Origin of the sequence: uncultured Anaerofustis sp., assembly GCF_938029165.1 — a bacterium.
Lineage (GTDB): Bacteria > Bacillota > Clostridia > Eubacteriales > Anaerofustaceae > Anaerofustis.
Genome location: NZ_CALHFB010000007.1, coordinates 1 through 18788, shown reverse-complemented (window position 1 = coordinate 18788; position 18788 = coordinate 1). Strand labels below are relative to the sequence as shown.

The window sequence follows — 18788 nt, the reverse complement described above, 5'->3', positions numbered from 1 at the left end:
TTAGTTATATATGAACTTTTTATATATAGAAAGTATTCATTTTATGATATCCGTTTCCTAAACATTAGGAAAAATTTATTATAAATCCCGTCACTTCCCTATATTTTTTCTTTTTATCATAATAAAAAAAGAAACGGCATGACCGTTCCTTTTATAATTCTTTTTCTATTTCAAATTTCTCCCAAGGGATATCTACCGTAGCTTTATTCGTTATTATATCATCCACATGGAGAAGCAAAGGAAAATCTTTTTTATCTATCTTATTTCTCCTGATGAGTTCTCTTACGGCAGAAGCTGCTCTTGAAGCTATTACCACTGATTCCAAAGTCACTCCTTTCAGAGTATCCAAAGCTTCATCGATATCAAGTCCAGCACCTAGCAGTGTACCTATTTTTCTCGTTCTTCCTCCAAATACTGTCACATATAAATCTCCTGCTCCGAAAACGATATTTTCTTCATTTCCACCCAGTATTTTTATAAGCTTCATCATTTCCCTCACGCTCTGTCCGAATAAAGCTGCCTGCGAGTTATAATGAATAACCCCCTTACCGTCCTTCTTTTCGCTTATGCCTACGGCAAGAGTTACCGCAAGTGCATATATATTTTTAAGTGCGACGGCACTCTCAACTCCCCTAATATCCTCGGAAATGCTTATGTGATAATAATCTGTCTCAAGCATTCTTTTTAGTTTTCTTAGAATGTTTATGTCACTTCCGCAGAAACACACATGAGTATTATCCCTATCCGCAAGCTCATAACTCGTACAGGCACCTCCTATTGCATTTAAACTTTTATATGAATTGGTATGTTTTTCGTAGTACTCAGGATATGTAAGCATATTCCCGTCTCCCAAATCTATCATCCCCTTGGTTACCGACAGCACAGGGATATGATTTGGTATTTTTGGAAGGACTTCCTTCAAAAACCAGTCTACTCCGAAACTGCTCACACCTCCGATTATCAAATCACTTCCTTTTATTGCCTCTTCCATTTCATCGGTATTATAAAATTCGATACCCTTTGGAAGATATCTCTTCAGTGTTATATGATAACCTGTAAGCTTTGCCTGTTCTATTATATCCTTGTCCAGCGGTGTACCTACAATCCTTATATCGTGCCTGTTATCTGCTGAAGGAAAAGAAAGTGCACTTCCCATCATTCCGGCACCTATTATTGTTATAACGCTCATTTTTATTCTCCTTAGTATAATTCTTTATAGATTTTTAGAACCCTTTCTTCATCCAGCTTTACAAAATTATTTTTCATTAGTCTTCCTTGATTTTCTATCACAGATTTTGCAAAGGTTTCGAGTTCCGCTTCTTTTACTCCGTACTCGGATAACCTTTTTTTGATAAGGATACATCCTAGAAGTTCTTCCAGCTTTACAAAAGCTTCTTTTTTACCGCACCCCAAAACATCACTTATAAAACTTTCCAATATTTCTATTTCCCCATCCGTCTTTATTTCAAGATAATTACTCATCACTCCGCTGAGGACAGCATAATTTGCCTCTCCGTGAGGAACGTGATATTTAGCGCCAAGAGGATAACTCAAAGCATGTACGGCGGCACAGCCGGCATTTGAAAAAGCTATACCTGCGAGTAAGCTCGCAAGAGAAAATTCATCTAAAAGTTCTACCATATAATCTTCGCCTTTTTTTCTGATCAAAGTGTATCCCTTTAAAATCATCTCGATTGCTTTGTAGCTGAAAATCCTCGTAATTTCATTCCCATTGGGAGAAAGAGCTGATTCTACGGCATGTATCAATGCATCTATAGAACTTGATGCAAAAACCTTAAAAGGAAGTCCCTTCAATAGTTCGGGAATAAGTACCGCACTGTCGGCAAACATCTCCTTTGAAGATAGACCTTTCTTTGTACCTAAACCTATAAGCTCCAGTATAGCTATATTGGTAACTTCGCTTCCGGTCCCGCAGGTGGTAGGGACCAATATAAGCTCTTTATCTTTGATAGGCTCAAATTTCCCCTCGTATAAATCTACTACGGGAGTTACTCTTCTTAAACAGAAAAGCTTTGCTATGTCAAGGACAGAGCCTCCTCCTATCGCTATTATCCTTTTGGGCGTACCCGTTATGTCTTTATAGATCCTTTCTACCTTTTCGTCGCTGGGTTCCCCCTGACCATACGTTTCATAGAATTTGATTTGAGCCTCTATACCCAATCCTTTTAAATTGAAGTCATAAACGGGTTTTGTCGTCAGTATAAAATCATCCTTTCCCGGTTTAAAATCATTTATAAAGTCTCTTACGGTTTCGAATTTATAAACGCTCGGTCTAACCATAAATCCATTCATATTATCTGCTCCTTTCTTTTAATATTTATTTCGTTTCAATAATTCTACATCTAAATCGATACAAACGAATTATGTAAGATTTCCGTTAAAAAGGAATAATAGGAAAAGTTTGAGTCCTAAATTTATGATAAAAAATCAAATCAATAAGAATATAATTATTTTATAAAGCAAGCTAAACCTTTTATTTAAAGAGTTTGATAAAATATTTTGATAATAATACGATTTTCAAAGATAAAAACCATACTTAGGAAAAGTTTTCCTAAGTACTTTTATTGGGAAATCATAGGAACTTACAGAGGCAAAAGCTTATTTAAAAATAAATTTATTTATGCTATAATTCAAAATCATACCACTTCTTTATTTTTAATTAATATCTTAACAAGGTATTTAACTTAAATTGCTTTTGTTTACGCCAAGCAAAAGCAAATCTATCAAATGAGGTAAGCAAAATGGATAAAGAAAAAACAAAAAAAACGGATATAGGAGATTTACTTTATGAAGATTTGGTTTTATTTGATGTAGAAGCAAATAACGAAGAAGAGCTTCTTACGAACTTATCTAAAGTCGTATATAATAAAAATTTTGTTAAAAACAGTTTTAAAGATGCAATAATAAAAAGAGAAAAAATATTTCCCACCGGGCTGCCTTCTCCGGGCGTCAAAGTTGCAATACCCCATACAGATGTAGAACATGTTCTGACTTCATGCATAACTATTGCAAAGCTGAAAAAGCCTATTCAATTTATAGAAATGGGGACTTCTTCAAAAAGGCTCGATATAGAACTTGTTTTCATGCTTGCGGTAAATGCTCCGAAAGACCAGCTGAACGTACTTCAAAAAATAATGTGTACCCTAAGCAATGAAAAGGTATTGCTTGAGTTAAAAAAAGCCGATACTCCAAAAGAAATAATCAAAATAATAAAAGATCAATAAATTATATGAAGATAAACTTTAACCGGGTTTATCTTTTTTATAATCAAAAAAACAAATTGTAATAAAAGTATTTGTCAAAATACTGATTATAATAAACAATCTTATCATGATTATATATATTTATTTTCATTTATAAACTTATTATATATTAGTATATATTCGTTATGTCAGTATTTTTAAGATAACTAATGACTGTATATAAAATAACCCTTTGGTTTTCCCCTCTATAAAATCATTAGCTACGCTAATTTTTTATGTTTTATTCATACTTGTAATTTTAGTTTTTTCTCTATAGCTACCGACTATTCGCAAAAATAACTTCGTTATTTTCCACTCATATGAATTTTCAAGCTTTGCTTGATTTTGTTTTATATGTAATATTTATATAACAAGCATTATTAGGCTTGTTCTCATAAAGTCAGTTTTTTCTATATAGCTACCGACTATTCGTAAAAAATAACTTCGTTATTTTCCGCTCATATGAATTCTCAAGCTTTGCTTGATTTTGTTTTTATAAATAAAAACAAAAAAACATCTTTCTTTTAGAAAGATGTTTAAATTCATATAATGGTGGGCCTTCAGGGACTCGAACCCCGGACCGTCCGGTTATGAGCCGGATGCTCTAACCAACTGAGCTAAAGGCCCCAAAAATGTGTCTTATAAAAAATAATGGTCGAGGTGAAGGGACTCGAACCCCCGGCCCCATGGTCCCAAACCACGTACGCTACCAACTGCGCTACACCTCGACTTGACACAGGTTATATAATACAGTAAAAATGAAAAATTGTCAAGAGAATAATGTAATTTTTTTCATGTATTTTTTATAAAATTTTTACTTTGTAAAATGACGAAATTTACTTAAATAAAATTTGAAATTCCAAAATTTAATATACTTTATCTGACCTATTAAATCCTAAATTTTATTTAATATGAACAGAAAAGTTACACACATTTAATAAGAAAGCATTTTGATATAAATGACATAAAAATCAAATTTCTGCTTTCTTTTCTATTTTTTCATCTTTATGAAGCGAGTATTTTTCCTCTGTTGTTTTATTGTAAATCATCCAAGGAAGGTATGTTACAAGTGCGAGCATTATACTGACGGCTATAAGTATAACGGTCCCAAGGACTCCTCCCGCCGCTGACGTAATCAAAGACGGTATATAAGAAAACATTGTGTCTATATAATCAAACCCGCTTATAAAGCTTATAAGCGCGTTAAAAGCAATCAATAACACTATAAATACACCATAATTAAATAATGATTTAATGTTCTTTATATTTTTATATTCTATAAAAGTAAAATACATAGCAGAGAATACTACAAATATATTGCAGATAAAAAATTGATAATATCTGAAATGATTTATACCATAACCTCCAAAGTCCGCAAATATCAAATTAATTACAGAAAAGAAAGAAATAAAGTAAAGTAAATCAAAGAATATTTGTTTTCTCGTTGCGTACAGAAGTACCGAAAGTATCATTGCCGCAAAGGTAAAATCAAAAGGAACGGCGTATATTATATTATCATCTCCGACGATCGCATAATTCCATACTATATATATAACTTCAAAAAGAAAAGCTAAGAAGCCCAGAAACAGGAAATACCATCTCCCCCTTCCGTTTCTTCTTATCTGTCTTCTTCGTAAATATAGTATCCCGCACATTAATATACAGATCCCTAAAGGTATCAAATGATAAAGGCTGAATCTTGAAAAAGCCGAAGATGTATTTTGAATACTTAAAAAGTCCATATGTTCCTCCTATGATGATAAAAAATCTATAATTTATATGTCATATTATATATTATACCATAATTTTTTAAATTCTCTTTTTTATATATTATGTAGATATAAATAATAATATATATGATATTTGCTGAAATTTGTTATATTATGATACTAAATCAAGAATAAGAAATATCAATATATAATAACAACTGCACTTATTATAAGGATATGTGATAAAATCATCTTCACGGCAAAAATATTATATAGTATATTTATTTTACAATAATATATGAAAAGACGGGAATGAAATTCTCCCAAGGTTTACCTGAACCGCCTTAACAAGCTGATGACTTCTGATTTAGCAGAAGAGTATATAAAATGCCCATTACTGCAATGTAAGAGTCATTTTTTATTTAGATAGGAAGTTTTGATGATTTCAGACCATATTTATGATACAAAATAATAAAATTTTGTATTGCATTTTCCATATATTAGTGTAAACTTAAATAAAGATATTCATTTATAAAGGAGGACTTATATGAACACCATTTGGCATAATATAGATAAGTCTAGAATTAAAGCTGATGATTTTATAGCTTTTATAGAAATTCCGAAAGGAAGCAATGTAAAATACGAACTTGACAAAGAAACAGGATATATCATCGTAGACAGGATACTATATACTTCTACTCATTATCCGGGCAACTACGGATTTATACCGAGGACATACGGAGAAGACGGAGACCCTCTCGATGTAATAGTTCTTTGCAGTGAAAAGATACAGCCTACGAGCCTTATAAGATGTTACCCTATCGGAGTACTTAATATGATAGATGACGGAGAAAACGATGAAAAGATAATAGCTATTCCTTTCAACGATCCGACATATAATAACTGCGAAACCATAAATGATTTACCTTACCATATATTTGAAGAAATCCAGCATTTCTTCAGTGTATATAAGACTTTGGAACATAAGGAAACCACAGTCGAAAAGGTGCTTGGAGTAGATGACGCAAAAGAAGTAATAGAAAGAGCGATCGTTCATTACGATAAACATTTCAATAAATAGTAAATATGTACCAAAGAGAACCCTTTCGGGTTTTCTTTTTTATATTTATCTGATATAATATTACATTAAATTAGATAATAAAACATATTAAAACCTATAACACTTAACGGAAAGGATAATAAAATGAAATACGCAGTAATAGATATAGGTTCAAACTCAATAAAGCTCAGAGTATATAAAATAAAAAATGATAAAATAAATATACTTTTTTCAAACAGGATAACTGCGGGACTGGCATACCATATCGAAAACAATATAATGACATATGAAGGTATCATAAAAGCCGTGGAGGTACTCAATGAATACATATCTCTGATAAAAAACTTCTCGGTAGATAAGTATTATATCTATGCAACAGCTTCAATAAGGAATATCGAAAATACAACAGAAGTCACCGATGAAATATTCAAGCTGACTGAATGCAGGATAGATGTTTTAAGCTCAAAAGACGAAGCTACACTTGGATTTAAAGGTATAATGGAAGATATAGATATAACAGACGGGTTAATGATAGACATCGGAGGCGGGAGCAGTGAAGCAGTTTCTTTCATGAACGGTGAAAAGAAAGAAGATATAAGCTTTCCTATAGGCTCCCTAAATCTATATAAAAAATTCGTACATGATTTTCTTCCCGCTAAAGAAGAAATAGAAATCATCACTAAAAATATATCTAAAGAAATAAATGACACTGACTCATTTTCCTTTGATAAGTATAAAAATATCAAAAGCATATGTATGATCGGCGGGACTGCTTATTCCCTATTAAAGCTTATAAATAATCATTTCGACTTAAATAAAGATAATAAAGTAATACAGCTTAGTAAATTTAAGGAACTTAAGAAAGTATTACTTAATGATTACAGTAAAGCAAAGGAGCTTATAATCAAATCATGCCCCGACAGAGTGCATACGATAATCCCGGGGATATTGATACTTGACAGTATAATAGACAAGACTTATGCAGAAAATATAATTGTCAGCGACTACGGACTAAGCGAAGGTTATTTGATAAGAAAGATAAAAGAAGAAAAGTAGATAGTAAAAAATGACACTTAGGATATAAGTGTCATTTTATTTTAATTCATTTACCTCTAATCTTTTCAGCCATGTCTTTTTCTTATAGTATATAAATACGATAATAGCACCGACTATCCATGAAATGATTTCACTGTAAGCTATTATCCTAAAACCAAACACAGACGCAAACATATAGGAAAGTGTTAGTCTTACAAAGAGGCTAATAACATTACTCGCCGCAGTGATAACGACGCTCCCCGTGCCCTGCAAAAATCCGACGAAGAGATTATGAAGGGCAAAGACGATATAGAATATACTGCAAGTGTAAAGGAAAGTCTTACCTATATAGCATACTTCATCGGAAACACCGAACATATAAAGAAAACTGCTTCCCCCAAGAACGACTATAAGTGCGGTAAGTATAGATACAGGGAGAATTATCATGGCTCCCGCCTTAAATCCCATTTCTACCCTTTCTCTGTTCTTGGCTCCCACATTTTGAGCGGTAAATGTGGAAAGTGCGCTTGACACATTTATCACCGGAAGCAGAGATAAGCTGTCTACTTTGTACGCAGTAGTGATACCCGCAACTACATTGGAACCGAAACCGTTCATAATATTTTGAAGAAGCAGTGAGCCGAATGAAACTATACTGGATTGAAGCGCTACGGGAAGTCCGAGAGAAAATCCTGCTTTTAACATATTTGAATTAACAGATTTAAAACTGAGTTTAAAATGAAGGAGTTTATATTTTATTATCGCCACAATCACAAGATAAACTGCGGAGAAGCACTGTGCCGTTATGGTAGCTATTGCTGCCCCCGATACTCCCATATGAAAGTTTATCACGAATATAAGGTCAAGGACTACATTCGTGATTGCCGCAATGACTATGGCGATAAACGGATTTCTGCTGTCTCCTATCCCTCTGAAAAGTGCGGAGTATATATTGTAAACGGTAAGGAACGGTACACCTAAAAATAATATCCTTAGATAAGAAACCGTAAGAGCCATGATATTGGAAGGTGTATTCAAAAGATATGCTATCTTCTCGGTAAACACCCCGCAAACTCCGCTTACAATGGTAAATATAAGGGTAAGAGTTATCACAAATGAAGCGGTTATCTTAGGTATAAATTCTTTTTTATCTCCTCCGTAATAGTTGGATACCAAAATAGAGACCCCGGTAGTAAATCCCATCAAAAGATTTGGTATAAGGAATGTGATACCGTTGGTCGCCCCTATTGCTGCAAGAGAATCTTCCCCTACCACATTTCCTACGATTACGGAATCCACTATGGTATAAAGCTGCTGAAGGATACCGCTTAGTATAAGAGGAAGAGAGAACATTATAAGGATTTTAAATATATTACCTTTTGTCATATCTTTCATAAAAAACTCCTACAAAAAACAAAAAGACTCTTAAAAGCCTTTATTACAATATAAATATAGTACCACGATAGGTTAAAAACTACAATATAAATGAAAACAGAATATAATTATTTTGACTTAATTTTAATGGTATTTTTGAAATCAAGTTTTAAATACAAAAAGGATTTTAAAGAGGATCTACTTTGTTAGATTAAAACAACCCTATAAAATTATATTTATAACATATAATTCAAACTCTTTTATAAATAACAAAATTAAATAAGTAAAATATCTATAAGCATGTTTTAAAACTCATATAAAAAGACACCCCTAAAGGTGTCTTTTTATTTAGAGAATATATTATTCTTGTTCAGCTAATTTTTTGTATCCCGCATATCTTTCCATAGCGTCTTCTTTGTTCTTTTCGAATAAAGCATCTGCTTTATCAGGGAAAGCTTTAGCAAGAGAAGCGTATCTTCTTTCACCTTTGATAAAATCAAGGAAACCGTCAAATTTAGGTTCTTTGCTGTCTAAGATGAATGGATTTTTACCTTCTGCCAATAGTTCAGGATTATATCTGTATAAGTGCCAGTAACCTACTTCAACAGCTTTTTTAGCTTCTTCACCTGCTTTAGTCATGTTTATACCATGGTTGATACATGGAGAGTAAGCGATGATTAGTGATGGTCCGTTGTAAGCTTCGGCTTCTTTGATAGCTTTGATTAATTGGTTTCTGTCAGCTCCGATAGCAACTTGTGCTACGTATACATAACCGTAAGTCTTAGCCATCATACCTAAGTCTTTCTTCTTAGTCTTCTTACCTGAAGCAGCGAATTCAGCAATTGCAGCTGCAGGAGTAGCTTTTGAAGATTGACCGCCTGTATTAGAGTAAACTTCTGTATCGAATACAAGAACGTTAACGTCTTCGTTAGAAGCCAGTACATGGTCAAGTCCGCCGTAACCGATATCGTATGACCAGCCGTCACCACCGAACATCCAGAATGATTTCTTAACTAGTTGGTCTTTGTTAGCTAATACGTATTTAGCGTCAGCATTATCACATCCGCATGCTTCAAGAGCTTCAACTAATTTAGCACTTGCTTCTTTACTTTCTTCGCCTTTGTCTTTAACGTCCAACCAAGCTTTTGCAGCATCTTTAACATCAGCTTTTACACTGTCATCAGCTACTAAGTTTTCAAGTTTATGAGCAATAGTATCTCTCATTTTCTTAACGCCTAGGTACATACCGTAACCGAATTCAGCATTATCTTCGAATAATGAGTTAGCCCATGCAGGACCTTGTCCTTTTTCGTTAACAGTATAAGGTGTTGTTGGAGCAGATGCACCCCAGATTGAAGAACAACCTGTAGCATTTGCGATATACATTCTGTCCCCGTATAATTGTGTAACAAGCTTAGCAACAGGAGTTTCAACACAGCCCGCACATGCACCCGAGAATTCAAGTAACGGTGTTTGGAACTGACTTCCTTTTACTGTAAATTTGTTTACATTAACGTCTTTCTTAGAAAGGCTCATTGCATAATCCCAATGTGCGCCTTCTTCTTCAAGAACATCATCTATAGGTGTCATACTGATTGCGTTTGTAGGACAAATTTCAACACATTGTCCGCATCCTAAACAGTCATAAGAAGAAACTTGGATTCTGAAGTTATATCCTTCAACTCCCGGTCCTTTCGCTTCTAATGTTTCAAAACCTTCAGGAGCATTATTCTTTTCTTCTTCGTCTAATAAGAAAGGTCTGATAGTTGCGTGAGGACAAACGTATGAACATTGGTTACATTGGATACATTTGTTTGCGTCCCATACAGGTACGTTAACCGCAGCTCCTCTCTTTTCGTATTTAGCTGTTCCGTTAGGGAAAGTACCGTCTTCATAACCGTCAAATGCTGATACAGGAAGTGTATCACCTTTTTGAGCGTTCATGATATCACATACGTTTTCTACGAAATCAGTTCTTTCAGCTTTTGCTTTTGGTTCGTTGTTAGCTGTTTTCCAGCTTTCAGGTACTTCGATCTTAACAAGTTCGCTAACGCCGTTTTCGATAGCAGCGATATTCATGTTAACGATCTTATCACCTTTTTTACCGTAAGTTTTTCTTACTGAGTCTTTAAGAAGTTTTTCAGCTTCGTCGTAAGGGATAACTTCTGAAAGTTTGAAGAATGCAGCCTGCATGATCATGTTTGTTCTTCTACCAAGACCGATTTCTTCAGCTACTTTCGTAGCATTTATTGTATAGAATCTGATATTGTTGTTAGCAATATATTGTTTAGCTTCTTTTGGAAGATGTCTTTCAAGCTGATCCATATTCCAAACTGTGTTAAGAAGGAATATACCGCCCGGTTTAACATCACTTACCATGTCATAGCTTTCAGCGTAAGCTTGTGTTGAACAAGATACGAAGTCAGCATCAGCGATTAGGTAAGTTGATTTGATTGGTTCTTCACCGAATCTTAAGTGAGAAACGGTAACACCGCCTGATTTCTTAGAGTCATATGCAAAGTAACCTTGAGCATACATATCGGTGTTATCACCGATGATTTTGATTGCAGATTTGTTAGCACCTACAGTACCGTCTGAACCAAGACCCCAGAATTTACAAGAAATAGTTCCTTCGGGAGCTGTAACGATATCTTCTTTTACTTCAAGTGATTTATTTGTAACGTCATCAACGATACCGATTGTGAAATCATTTTTAGGATTTGCTTGTTTTAAATTATCATAAACAGCTTTGATATGAGAAGGTGTAGTATCTTTACTACCAAGACCGTAGATACCGCCAACGATCAAAGGAGCATTTTCTTTTCCGTAGAAAGAATCTTTGATGTCTAAGTATAAAGGCTGTCCAGGTGCACCGGGTTCTTTTGTTCTGTCAAGAACAGCTACTCTCTTAACAGTCTTTGGAAGAACTTCAAACATGTATTCAGGAGCCCATGGTCTGTAAAGATGAACTTTAAGTAAACCTACTTTTTCTCCGTTTTTATTTAAATAATCTATAGTTTCTTCGATAGTATCACATACAGAACCCATTGCTACGATGATATCTTCTGCATCTTGTGCACCATAGTAGTTGAAAGGTTTGTAATCTCTTCCTGTGATCTTTGATACTTCTTTCATGTAATCAGCTACGATAGCAGGGATAGCTTCGTAGAATTTGTTAGAAGCTTCTCTTGCCTGGAAGAAGATTTCAGGTCCCTGACAAGTACCTTTGGTTGTAGGATGTTCAGGGTTTAATGCGTTATTTTTAAATTCTTGAACTGCATCATAATCAACCATTTCAGCTAATTTTTCATAAGGCATTTCTTCGATTTTTTGGATTTCATGACTTGTTCTGAAACCGTCAAAGAAGTGAATGAAAGGAATTCTTCCTTTGATAGCACTTAAGTGAGCAACACTTGCAAGGTCCATAACTTCCTGAACAGAGTTAGAAGCAAGCATAGCAAAACCTGTTTGTCTTGCAGCCATAACGTCAGTATGGTCACCGAAAATATTTAAAGCGTGTGATGCCAAACATCTTGCAGATACGTGGAATACTCCGGGAAGTAATTCCCCTGCGATTTTGTACATATTAGGTATCATAAGAAGCAGACCTTGTGATGCTGTATATGTACTTGTTAAAGCACCTGATGATAATGAACCGTGTACCGCACCGGCAGCACCTGCTTCAGATTGAAGTTCAATAACATCTACAGTTTCACCGAATATATTCTTCTTGCCTGAAGCAGACCATTCGTCAATGCATTCAGCCATTGGAGAAGACGGTGTGATTGGGTAAATTCCGGCAACTTCAGTAAAGGCGTAAGAGCAATAAGCAGCAGCCGTATTCCCATCCATAGTTTTCATTTTTTTAGCCATAATATAATATATCCTCCTAAAAATATTTATCTTAAATTATATTATTATATATTTACATCTTTCCCATTATAATAAAAAATACTTAAAAAATAAAGGATAAAGTTAAAAAAATTTCAAAAAAAGAGGATTTATGCCAATTTAAAACAAAACCTTTAAACAAGAGGATTTGACAGCGTTTTCAGTATAAGAAAAAGCTCACTTTTTATTGTATATTACATTACATGTGTAACGATTAAGTGAGCTGTTAATAATGAAAAAAATTTATATTGAGCTAATGATATTTAATAGATCTTTATAGCTACTTACTTTGCCATATTTTACCTTGCTTGTAGACATTTCATTAAATAATTTTTTTGCACAGTCTATTTTTGCCTTTTCAGCGGGACGAAGATCTAAAGTACTCATAGATCCTTTTGTTTCAGCAATAAAGAATACATGTTTTTCGATTAATATTAGTATATTATCTATTTTAAGTATCTGCAGACTGAACTCTATATCCATGATTAGGCGTATTATAAGAAATCGTTTATTGTTTTATGTCTTTCTACTTTAATGTATTTAATTAATACACTCTTATTTCATATTCTAAGTTATAATCTTTTTTTCATATTCATTTATAGTATAGTTAATTTAAATGTATGGAGTTGAGTTTATATTATTTCTTAATTATATATCAGTAAAAAATAAATATAAATAAAGTACGATTTAAATAAATTAAATATCAACTTTTTTTATCTGCTTTTTATCATATTATAACTCACTTACATACCAATCACATTAGAATTAATCCCGTCAATAACGCTTAAAAGTCCCATCCAAACATTCATATCTTCAAATAAATCAACAACGCTTCCGCAATCGGTAAACGGAGATTCTCTAAGAACGCTCAAATCATTTATCATTCCGTTTTTTACTATGTACTCTATAATTTGATTTACAAAATATATCTGTTCGCTGTTAAGATTTACATTGCTTAAATATTCCCCAAAAGCTTTCTTTGCAGCATTCATGTCAAGACCTACAATATGCCTTACGAATTCACCGAGAGGTTTGTCGCCAAACTCCTCTTTGTAATCATCTTTTGAGCCTATCTTATTCCATAATATATCTTCAAGCTTATTAATATCCTCCTTTTTAAGTGGTCGGTTGCTTCTTATTTTTACAATTACATCTTCATCCATATGATTTCTAATATAATACTCTGCTTTTTCCCTGTAATTTTCAAGCCCGTCATCACTAAATGATGAAGCATTAACAACTTTTGAAAGTATATTATCGCCAAAATGAGTGGTGTAAATATTCTTTTTGTTCTTTGGAATATATTTCATCAAATCACGAAGAGCTTTTCTTATTTCTTCAAGCTCTTCAATATCCATATTGTTCAGTCTCTCTCTGTCGGAAGCTTTTTTTATTATATCTTTTTTATACATAACTTCCGGTATGGTTGTAATCTTGTTTAATGCACTTGCTCTTTTTTCTATATCACTTATTCCCCTTATGTATTTATTTCTATCCAATATGGAAAGTTCCACCATATAAATAAGTGCGTCAAACCTTACTGCTCTTGAATCGTCTTCATCAGGAAGAATCAAAGGCGAAAGTTCTTCTTTTACTTCCTGTAACTCCCTAAAATCTATTACATTATAACTTCCTTTGTTAAGATATTTATCTAAAATCCGAATATGTTTTCTGACCGCAAAGTTATCTTTATTAAGTCTTCCTGCTTTTCTTATTAGATCATCAACCAATTTATCTCTAAAAACCTTTAGCTCATCATTTTGATAAGCACTGTCTTGAAGTTTAAAGCAAAGATTAAATTCAAGATTAAATATACTGCTTTGAAGGGTTGTAACTTCCCCTGCTTCTTTGCTTTCTCCTCCCATGGAAAAGAATTCAAAGTTAGAACAAAAATCAAATATATAAAAGTTCTTCTTATCCTCTCCGTCAATAAGCCCTTCGCAAAGTCTTGTGCCTCTTCCTATCATCTGCCAGAATTTCGCCTTGCTCATTACTTTTTTGAAAAATACAAGGTTTAGTATTTCCGGTATGTCTATTCCCGTATCCAGCATATCAACGGAAATGGCAATCATCGGCAACTTATCGGACATGGAAAATTCATCAATCGTACTTTGTGCATAGTTTGTGTAATTATCTATAACTGCAGCATATCCCTTTAAATGAGGATATTCCTTATTAAATACTTCAAGTATCTTTTCTGCGTGTTTGTGGTTTTTTGCAAAGATTATGCTTTTTCCTATTTTTTCTCCATAATCGATTTTTAGCCCGTCCGTCATCAACGTATTTAAAACCTGCTTTATGGTGTCTTCGTTAAAAACAAAGGAATTTAACTTTGAAGAGTCTATATGTATAGGAATGGTTCCGTCTTCATTTTTAAAAGTATTTTCGTACTCTTCCTTTTCTTCTTCATCCAAATCATTGTAGCTTATTCCCTCTTCCATAAACTTGAGCTTTGTTTCAATGGTTACAAAATCTACCAAATATCCGTCTTTTACAGCTTGTCCCAATTCATACCCATAAGTTGGAACACCATTTTCAAGTTCAAATATATCATATGTGTTTTTCCCTACTTCGTCCTTAGGGGTTGCAGTCAGCCCGACCAAAGGAGCGTCGAAGTATTTAAAAATCTCTTTGTATTTATTGTAAATCGACCTATGTGCCTCGTCACATATTAAAAGGTCAAAATGCCCGCAGCTGAACATTCTTCCTTTTTCGTCCCTTATGCTGTCTATAGCATTTATCATTGTTTGATAAGTGGAGAATACACAGTGAGCCGAATAATTTTCTTTGTCTTCGCATAAATTGGTTACGGAAAGGTTTGGAAGCAGATTCACAAAATTTCTCTTCGCCTGTGTTACAAGAGAATTTCTATCTGCCAAAAATAAAATATTTTTAACCCAGCCTTTTTTTAAAAGCACGTCGCAAAGGGATATTACGGTTCTTGTCTTTCCAGATCCCGTTGCCATTACAAGAAGAGCCTTCCTTCTCTTCTTTTCAAAGCTGTCGCAAACTGCCTTTACCGCTCCTTCCTGATAATATCTTCCCGCAATGTTATTATCAATTTTTATGTATTTTAAACTTTCCCTTGAGGTCTTTAAATTAAAGAGCTTTTCCAAATCCCTTTTTGAATATATAAAAGATACTTCTCTTTCCTGATACGTCCCGTCGTCTATAAGTGTTTTAAATCCGTTTGTCAAAAATATAACGGGTCTTCTTCCGTACTCTTTTTGCAAAATGTCCGCATAAAGTTTAGCCTGCTGTCTTCCGGCAGAAGGGTCTTTGCAAAGTTTCTTTGCTTCTATAATCGCAAGAGGTACCTTTGTATCGTCATATAAAACATAATCTATATATCCTACCCCGCCTTTGTTTGGCATTCCTTTAACTTCAACCTCATTTACCCAGTCTTTGCCTTCTACCCAGCCTACATCATAAAGCATGGTATCTATATATATTTTTCTTGTCTTAAATTCCGATAAGTCCAGTGATTTCGGAATATAGGTTTCTCTCTTTGTCTCTCCTTTTACTGAAAGCTGTTTCCTTAACTCTTCGTTTTCCTTTAAAAGTTTTTCCAAGCCTATGTTTGCAAATTCTTTTTTTACCTTTTCTTCTTCTTTTCTTTCAAGAAGTGAAGGGTCATATTTTCCTTCTTCGTAGTTGTCGGCATAACAGTAAGCCACAAAGTCCATAAATTCAAACAGATTTTCAAGTGAAAGTTTAACCTGTTCCACGCTTACATTTTTATTGTTATGAGCAGCATTATTCCCCACAATTCTTATAAAGTCCATTCTCTTATATAGATCACTGTCTATAATATCCCTAAACTCTTCGCTGTTCATAAGTGTTTGCAGATTATCCCTGTATGGTTTTTCCAGTATTCCGTCAACGCTGTAAATCCACTTTATCGCTATTTCCATAGCCTTTCTGCAGTTTACGGCGCAGGCTTCCATGTCTATATTAAATATCTTTTCTGCAGATACGGCAATATTTGCAAAACTTTCAAACTTCTTCTCTTTTAAAAGAAAATCAAAGTTGGTCATAACTTTCTCCTTTCCTTAAGGGAGTTCCCTTAAAAACCTTTTTTAAGGGGATTTGCCTCTTACACCCCATATTTAAGGGTTTTCCACCCTTAACAACCCGACCATATTTTTGCCGAAGCAAAAAAAATAATAATTATGTCATTCGCAATTTTTTATTAAAAAATCGCTCATGTTGTTTAAAGCTTTCAGCTTCCTGAGTTTTTATAAAAACTCAGCTGTTTCTTTGAAACAGTAAACAGTCAAAAAGGCTTTCATTAAAACGCCGTGAAGGCTTTAACGCTTTTCAATGTCTCACAAAATGCTACCCGCATTTTACGGACAGAAAAGCTACCCCAACTTATGAATAAAAAATATTATGTAAATATGTTTTATTATTCCTCATAAAATGAAATACCTAATTTTTTCATCTTATTAAAAAATTCATCTGTACTTTCTATATTAAATCGACTTATTAACTTATGTCTTTGAATTTCATATATTAATAACCATCTTGCACCATTATAATTTTCACTTTTTAAATTCTTTTTTAATTTTACAATTTCTCTATAAATTTTTATTATACAATTTGTTCCAAAATCAATTAAACTCTTACAATTTTTTATTATATCCAATGCAATTATAATTGAAAAATCATCTCCATTTTTTAAAACATTTATTAAATTATCTGATGTGATTTTTAATTTTAATTTTTTTATAAAACTTAAAAACATTAAAGCTTCTTGTTGATAACCTTTTTTTATTGCATTTGATAACTCTGTATTTATAAATTCGCTAAATTTATTTTTTTCTATTTTATCAATATTTTTTTTTAAAAAAGGTAGTATATATTTACCATATCTATAATTTAATGTCATAATATTTATTAAAGTTGGAAGAATAATATCAAAATCAATTGTAACATCTTTATCTTTAATTACTTTTAACGCATATTTATATGCCCCTTTTTCTCCTGCATCATATAAAACATTTGCCGTATTTAATACTTCAAATACTCCATTTTCTTCCATAGCATTTTTAAACTTAACCTTTAAATCTGATAACATATTAAAAGGATATTCTAAAATATCAGTCTTAGCCTCATTTATATTAAATTTATATTTTCGTAAAATTTCAATTATAGAGCTTAAAGAATTTTCAGCCTCTAATTTTGTTTTAAAATAAAATTGATAATCATCAACATACCTTTTAAAAACAAAACCTTTATTATCCAATTCCTTATCTATTCCCGAAAGAATTATTTCTGAAAATATTCTTGAAGTGAAAGGACCTGTAATAATTCCGCTTGTTTCATTAAAGTTTAATTCTCTAATATATTTATCTAAATTATCACATATTTTATATTTTTTCTTTATATCTTCTGGTAATGTTATCTTAACTTTATTTTTATTTTTCTTATTATTTTGATTAATCTTTTTAGAATTTTCTTTGCCGCAAACAGCCCATGAAATTGAATGTGTATATATTGAATTATAGCAATTTGCAATATCTAATTTTAAACAATATTTATATCCTAAAGAAATTTTTATATTAGTCCTTTTATTTTCAATAAAATCACTCTTTATAATATTATCATCTCTTAAATTTTCAATGTTTAAAAATTTTTTCATATCGGCATTATAATCACTAAATCTATTTATTGGCGATAAAGAGTTTTCACTATATGCAATTTTTTTTATCTCTTCAAAATATTCTCCAATATATTTTACTAATCTTAAAAATGATTTAGGATTAGGAAGAGATATAATTCTTCTAGATAAATCATCTTTATATATTGATAAATCCGTACATTGAGTTATAATTTTTTTATCATTCGTATGTGTTATTTCTATCAAATCATTTAATTTTTCAATAAATGCATTCGTATTAAAACACTCTGGAATTTGTTCAGAAAGATAACCATATTTACATATTTGATTAATAAAATCATCTTTATTTAATTCATATTCTTCCAATCTTCTATCTTCTTCCATATCCTCTCCTCAAATCATCTCCCCCCAAACAATCCATGGCGGGGTAGCTTTTCCGCCAGTAAAACTCGGGCAGAGTTTTACGCAGGCGTTAAAAGCATTTAGACTCCACGCCCAGTGGAGTCCTTTTTTCCGACTTTTTTAGGCGAATAAAAAAGTCGTGGGGTTTTAGGGATAAAACCCCTAAAAATAATCTTGCATTAACTTATCAAACAACACCTGCGTTTCATCAAGTGATTTCTGCACCTTCTCTTTAATTTCTTCCGTTTGTTTTACAAAATCGGCAAATTGGTTTTGTAGTTCTATTGGGGGTAATATTATTTCAATATTTTTTAAATTTTTAATTGATAAATAATTTATAGTAGTACCATTATTTATATTATTAATTTTTGCATTTATTTTAGCATCTTCTATTGCCTGAGGTATTATTTCAACCCCTATTATTTGTTTTA

The 18788-nt window shown here is 32.6% G+C and carries 12 protein-coding genes, 2 tRNA genes and 1 riboswitch; of the genes, 3 read left to right on the top strand and 11 right to left on the bottom strand.

What is annotated here, in order from left to right; all coding sequences use genetic code 11:
- Positions 1–151: 151 nt before the first annotated feature.
- Positions 152–1189, bottom strand: coding sequence for a glycerol-3-phosphate dehydrogenase (locus Q0516_RS01270; protein ID WP_294468262.1), 1038 nt, complete (start codon positions 1187–1189; stop codon positions 152–154).
- Between the two features lie 11 nt (positions 1190–1200).
- Positions 1201–2313: a 4-hydroxybutyrate dehydrogenase gene (locus Q0516_RS01265; protein WP_294468260.1), complete on the bottom strand. Its 1113-nt coding sequence runs from the start codon at positions 2311–2313 to the stop codon at positions 1201–1203.
- Between the two features lie 449 nt (positions 2314–2762).
- On the opposite strand from Q0516_RS01265, the gene Q0516_RS01260 reads away from it, so the two are divergent.
- Positions 2763–3245: a PTS sugar transporter subunit IIA gene (locus Q0516_RS01260; protein ID WP_294468258.1), complete on the top strand. Its 483-nt coding sequence runs from the start codon at positions 2763–2765 to the stop codon at positions 3243–3245.
- Positions 3246–3813: 568 nt separating this feature from the next.
- On the opposite strand, the gene Q0516_RS01255 is transcribed toward Q0516_RS01260, so the two are convergent.
- The 3 genes from Q0516_RS01255 to Q0516_RS01245 all read right to left on the bottom strand — a co-directional run bounded on the left by Q0516_RS01255 (position 3814) and on the right by Q0516_RS01245 (position 5005).
- Positions 3814–3890, bottom strand: a tRNA-Ile gene (locus Q0516_RS01255).
- A gap of 25 nt (positions 3891–3915) precedes the next feature.
- Positions 3916–3991: transfer RNA gene (locus Q0516_RS01250), tRNA-Pro, on the bottom strand.
- A 243-nt stretch (positions 3992–4234) separates the two neighbouring features.
- Positions 4235–5005: a YwaF family protein gene (locus tag Q0516_RS01245; protein ID WP_294468255.1), complete on the bottom strand. Its 771-nt coding sequence runs from the start codon at positions 5003–5005 to the stop codon at positions 4235–4237.
- Between the two features lie 266 nt (positions 5006–5271).
- Positions 5272–5344: riboswitch (Fluoride riboswitch) on the top strand.
- Between the two features lie 175 nt (positions 5345–5519).
- Here Q0516_RS01245 and Q0516_RS01240 point away from each other — a divergent pair.
- Together Q0516_RS01240 and Q0516_RS01235 are read left to right on the top strand one after the other, a co-directional pair.
- A complete protein-coding gene (locus Q0516_RS01240; protein WP_257481189.1) occupies positions 5520–6053 on the top strand; it encodes an inorganic diphosphatase in 534 nt (177 codons plus the stop codon).
- A gap of 123 nt (positions 6054–6176) precedes the next feature.
- On the top strand, positions 6177–7088 hold the full coding sequence (locus Q0516_RS01235; protein WP_294468253.1) for a hypothetical protein: 912 nt from the start codon (positions 6177–6179) through the stop codon (positions 7086–7088).
- A 36-nt stretch (positions 7089–7124) separates the two neighbouring features.
- On the opposite strand, the gene Q0516_RS01230 is transcribed toward Q0516_RS01235, so the two are convergent.
- The 6 genes from Q0516_RS01230 to Q0516_RS01205 all read right to left on the bottom strand — a co-directional run.
- Positions 7125–8462, bottom strand: coding sequence for an MATE family efflux transporter (locus Q0516_RS01230; protein WP_257481187.1), 1338 nt, complete (start codon positions 8460–8462; stop codon positions 7125–7127).
- Positions 8463–8801: 339 nt separating this feature from the next.
- Positions 8802–12314: a pyruvate:ferredoxin (flavodoxin) oxidoreductase gene (nifJ, locus tag Q0516_RS01225; protein WP_294468246.1), complete on the bottom strand. Its 3513-nt coding sequence runs from the start codon at positions 12312–12314 to the stop codon at positions 8802–8804.
- Positions 12315–12575: 261 nt separating this feature from the next.
- A complete protein-coding gene (locus Q0516_RS01220) occupies positions 12576–12815 on the bottom strand; it encodes a hypothetical protein (RefSeq protein ID WP_294468245.1) in 240 nt (79 codons plus the stop codon).
- Positions 12816–13075: 260 nt separating this feature from the next.
- A complete protein-coding gene (locus tag Q0516_RS01215) occupies positions 13076–16369 on the bottom strand; it encodes a DEAD/DEAH box helicase family protein (protein WP_294468243.1) in 3294 nt (1097 codons plus the stop codon).
- A gap of 371 nt (positions 16370–16740) precedes the next feature.
- Positions 16741–18339, bottom strand: a complete 1599-nt coding sequence (locus Q0516_RS01210; protein ID WP_294468241.1) for an RNA-directed DNA polymerase — start codon at positions 18337–18339, stop codon at positions 16741–16743.
- Positions 18340–18519: 180 nt separating this feature from the next.
- The coding region (locus tag Q0516_RS01205) for a restriction endonuclease subunit S (protein WP_294468238.1) at positions 18520–18788 on the bottom strand (269 nt) is incomplete at its 5' end.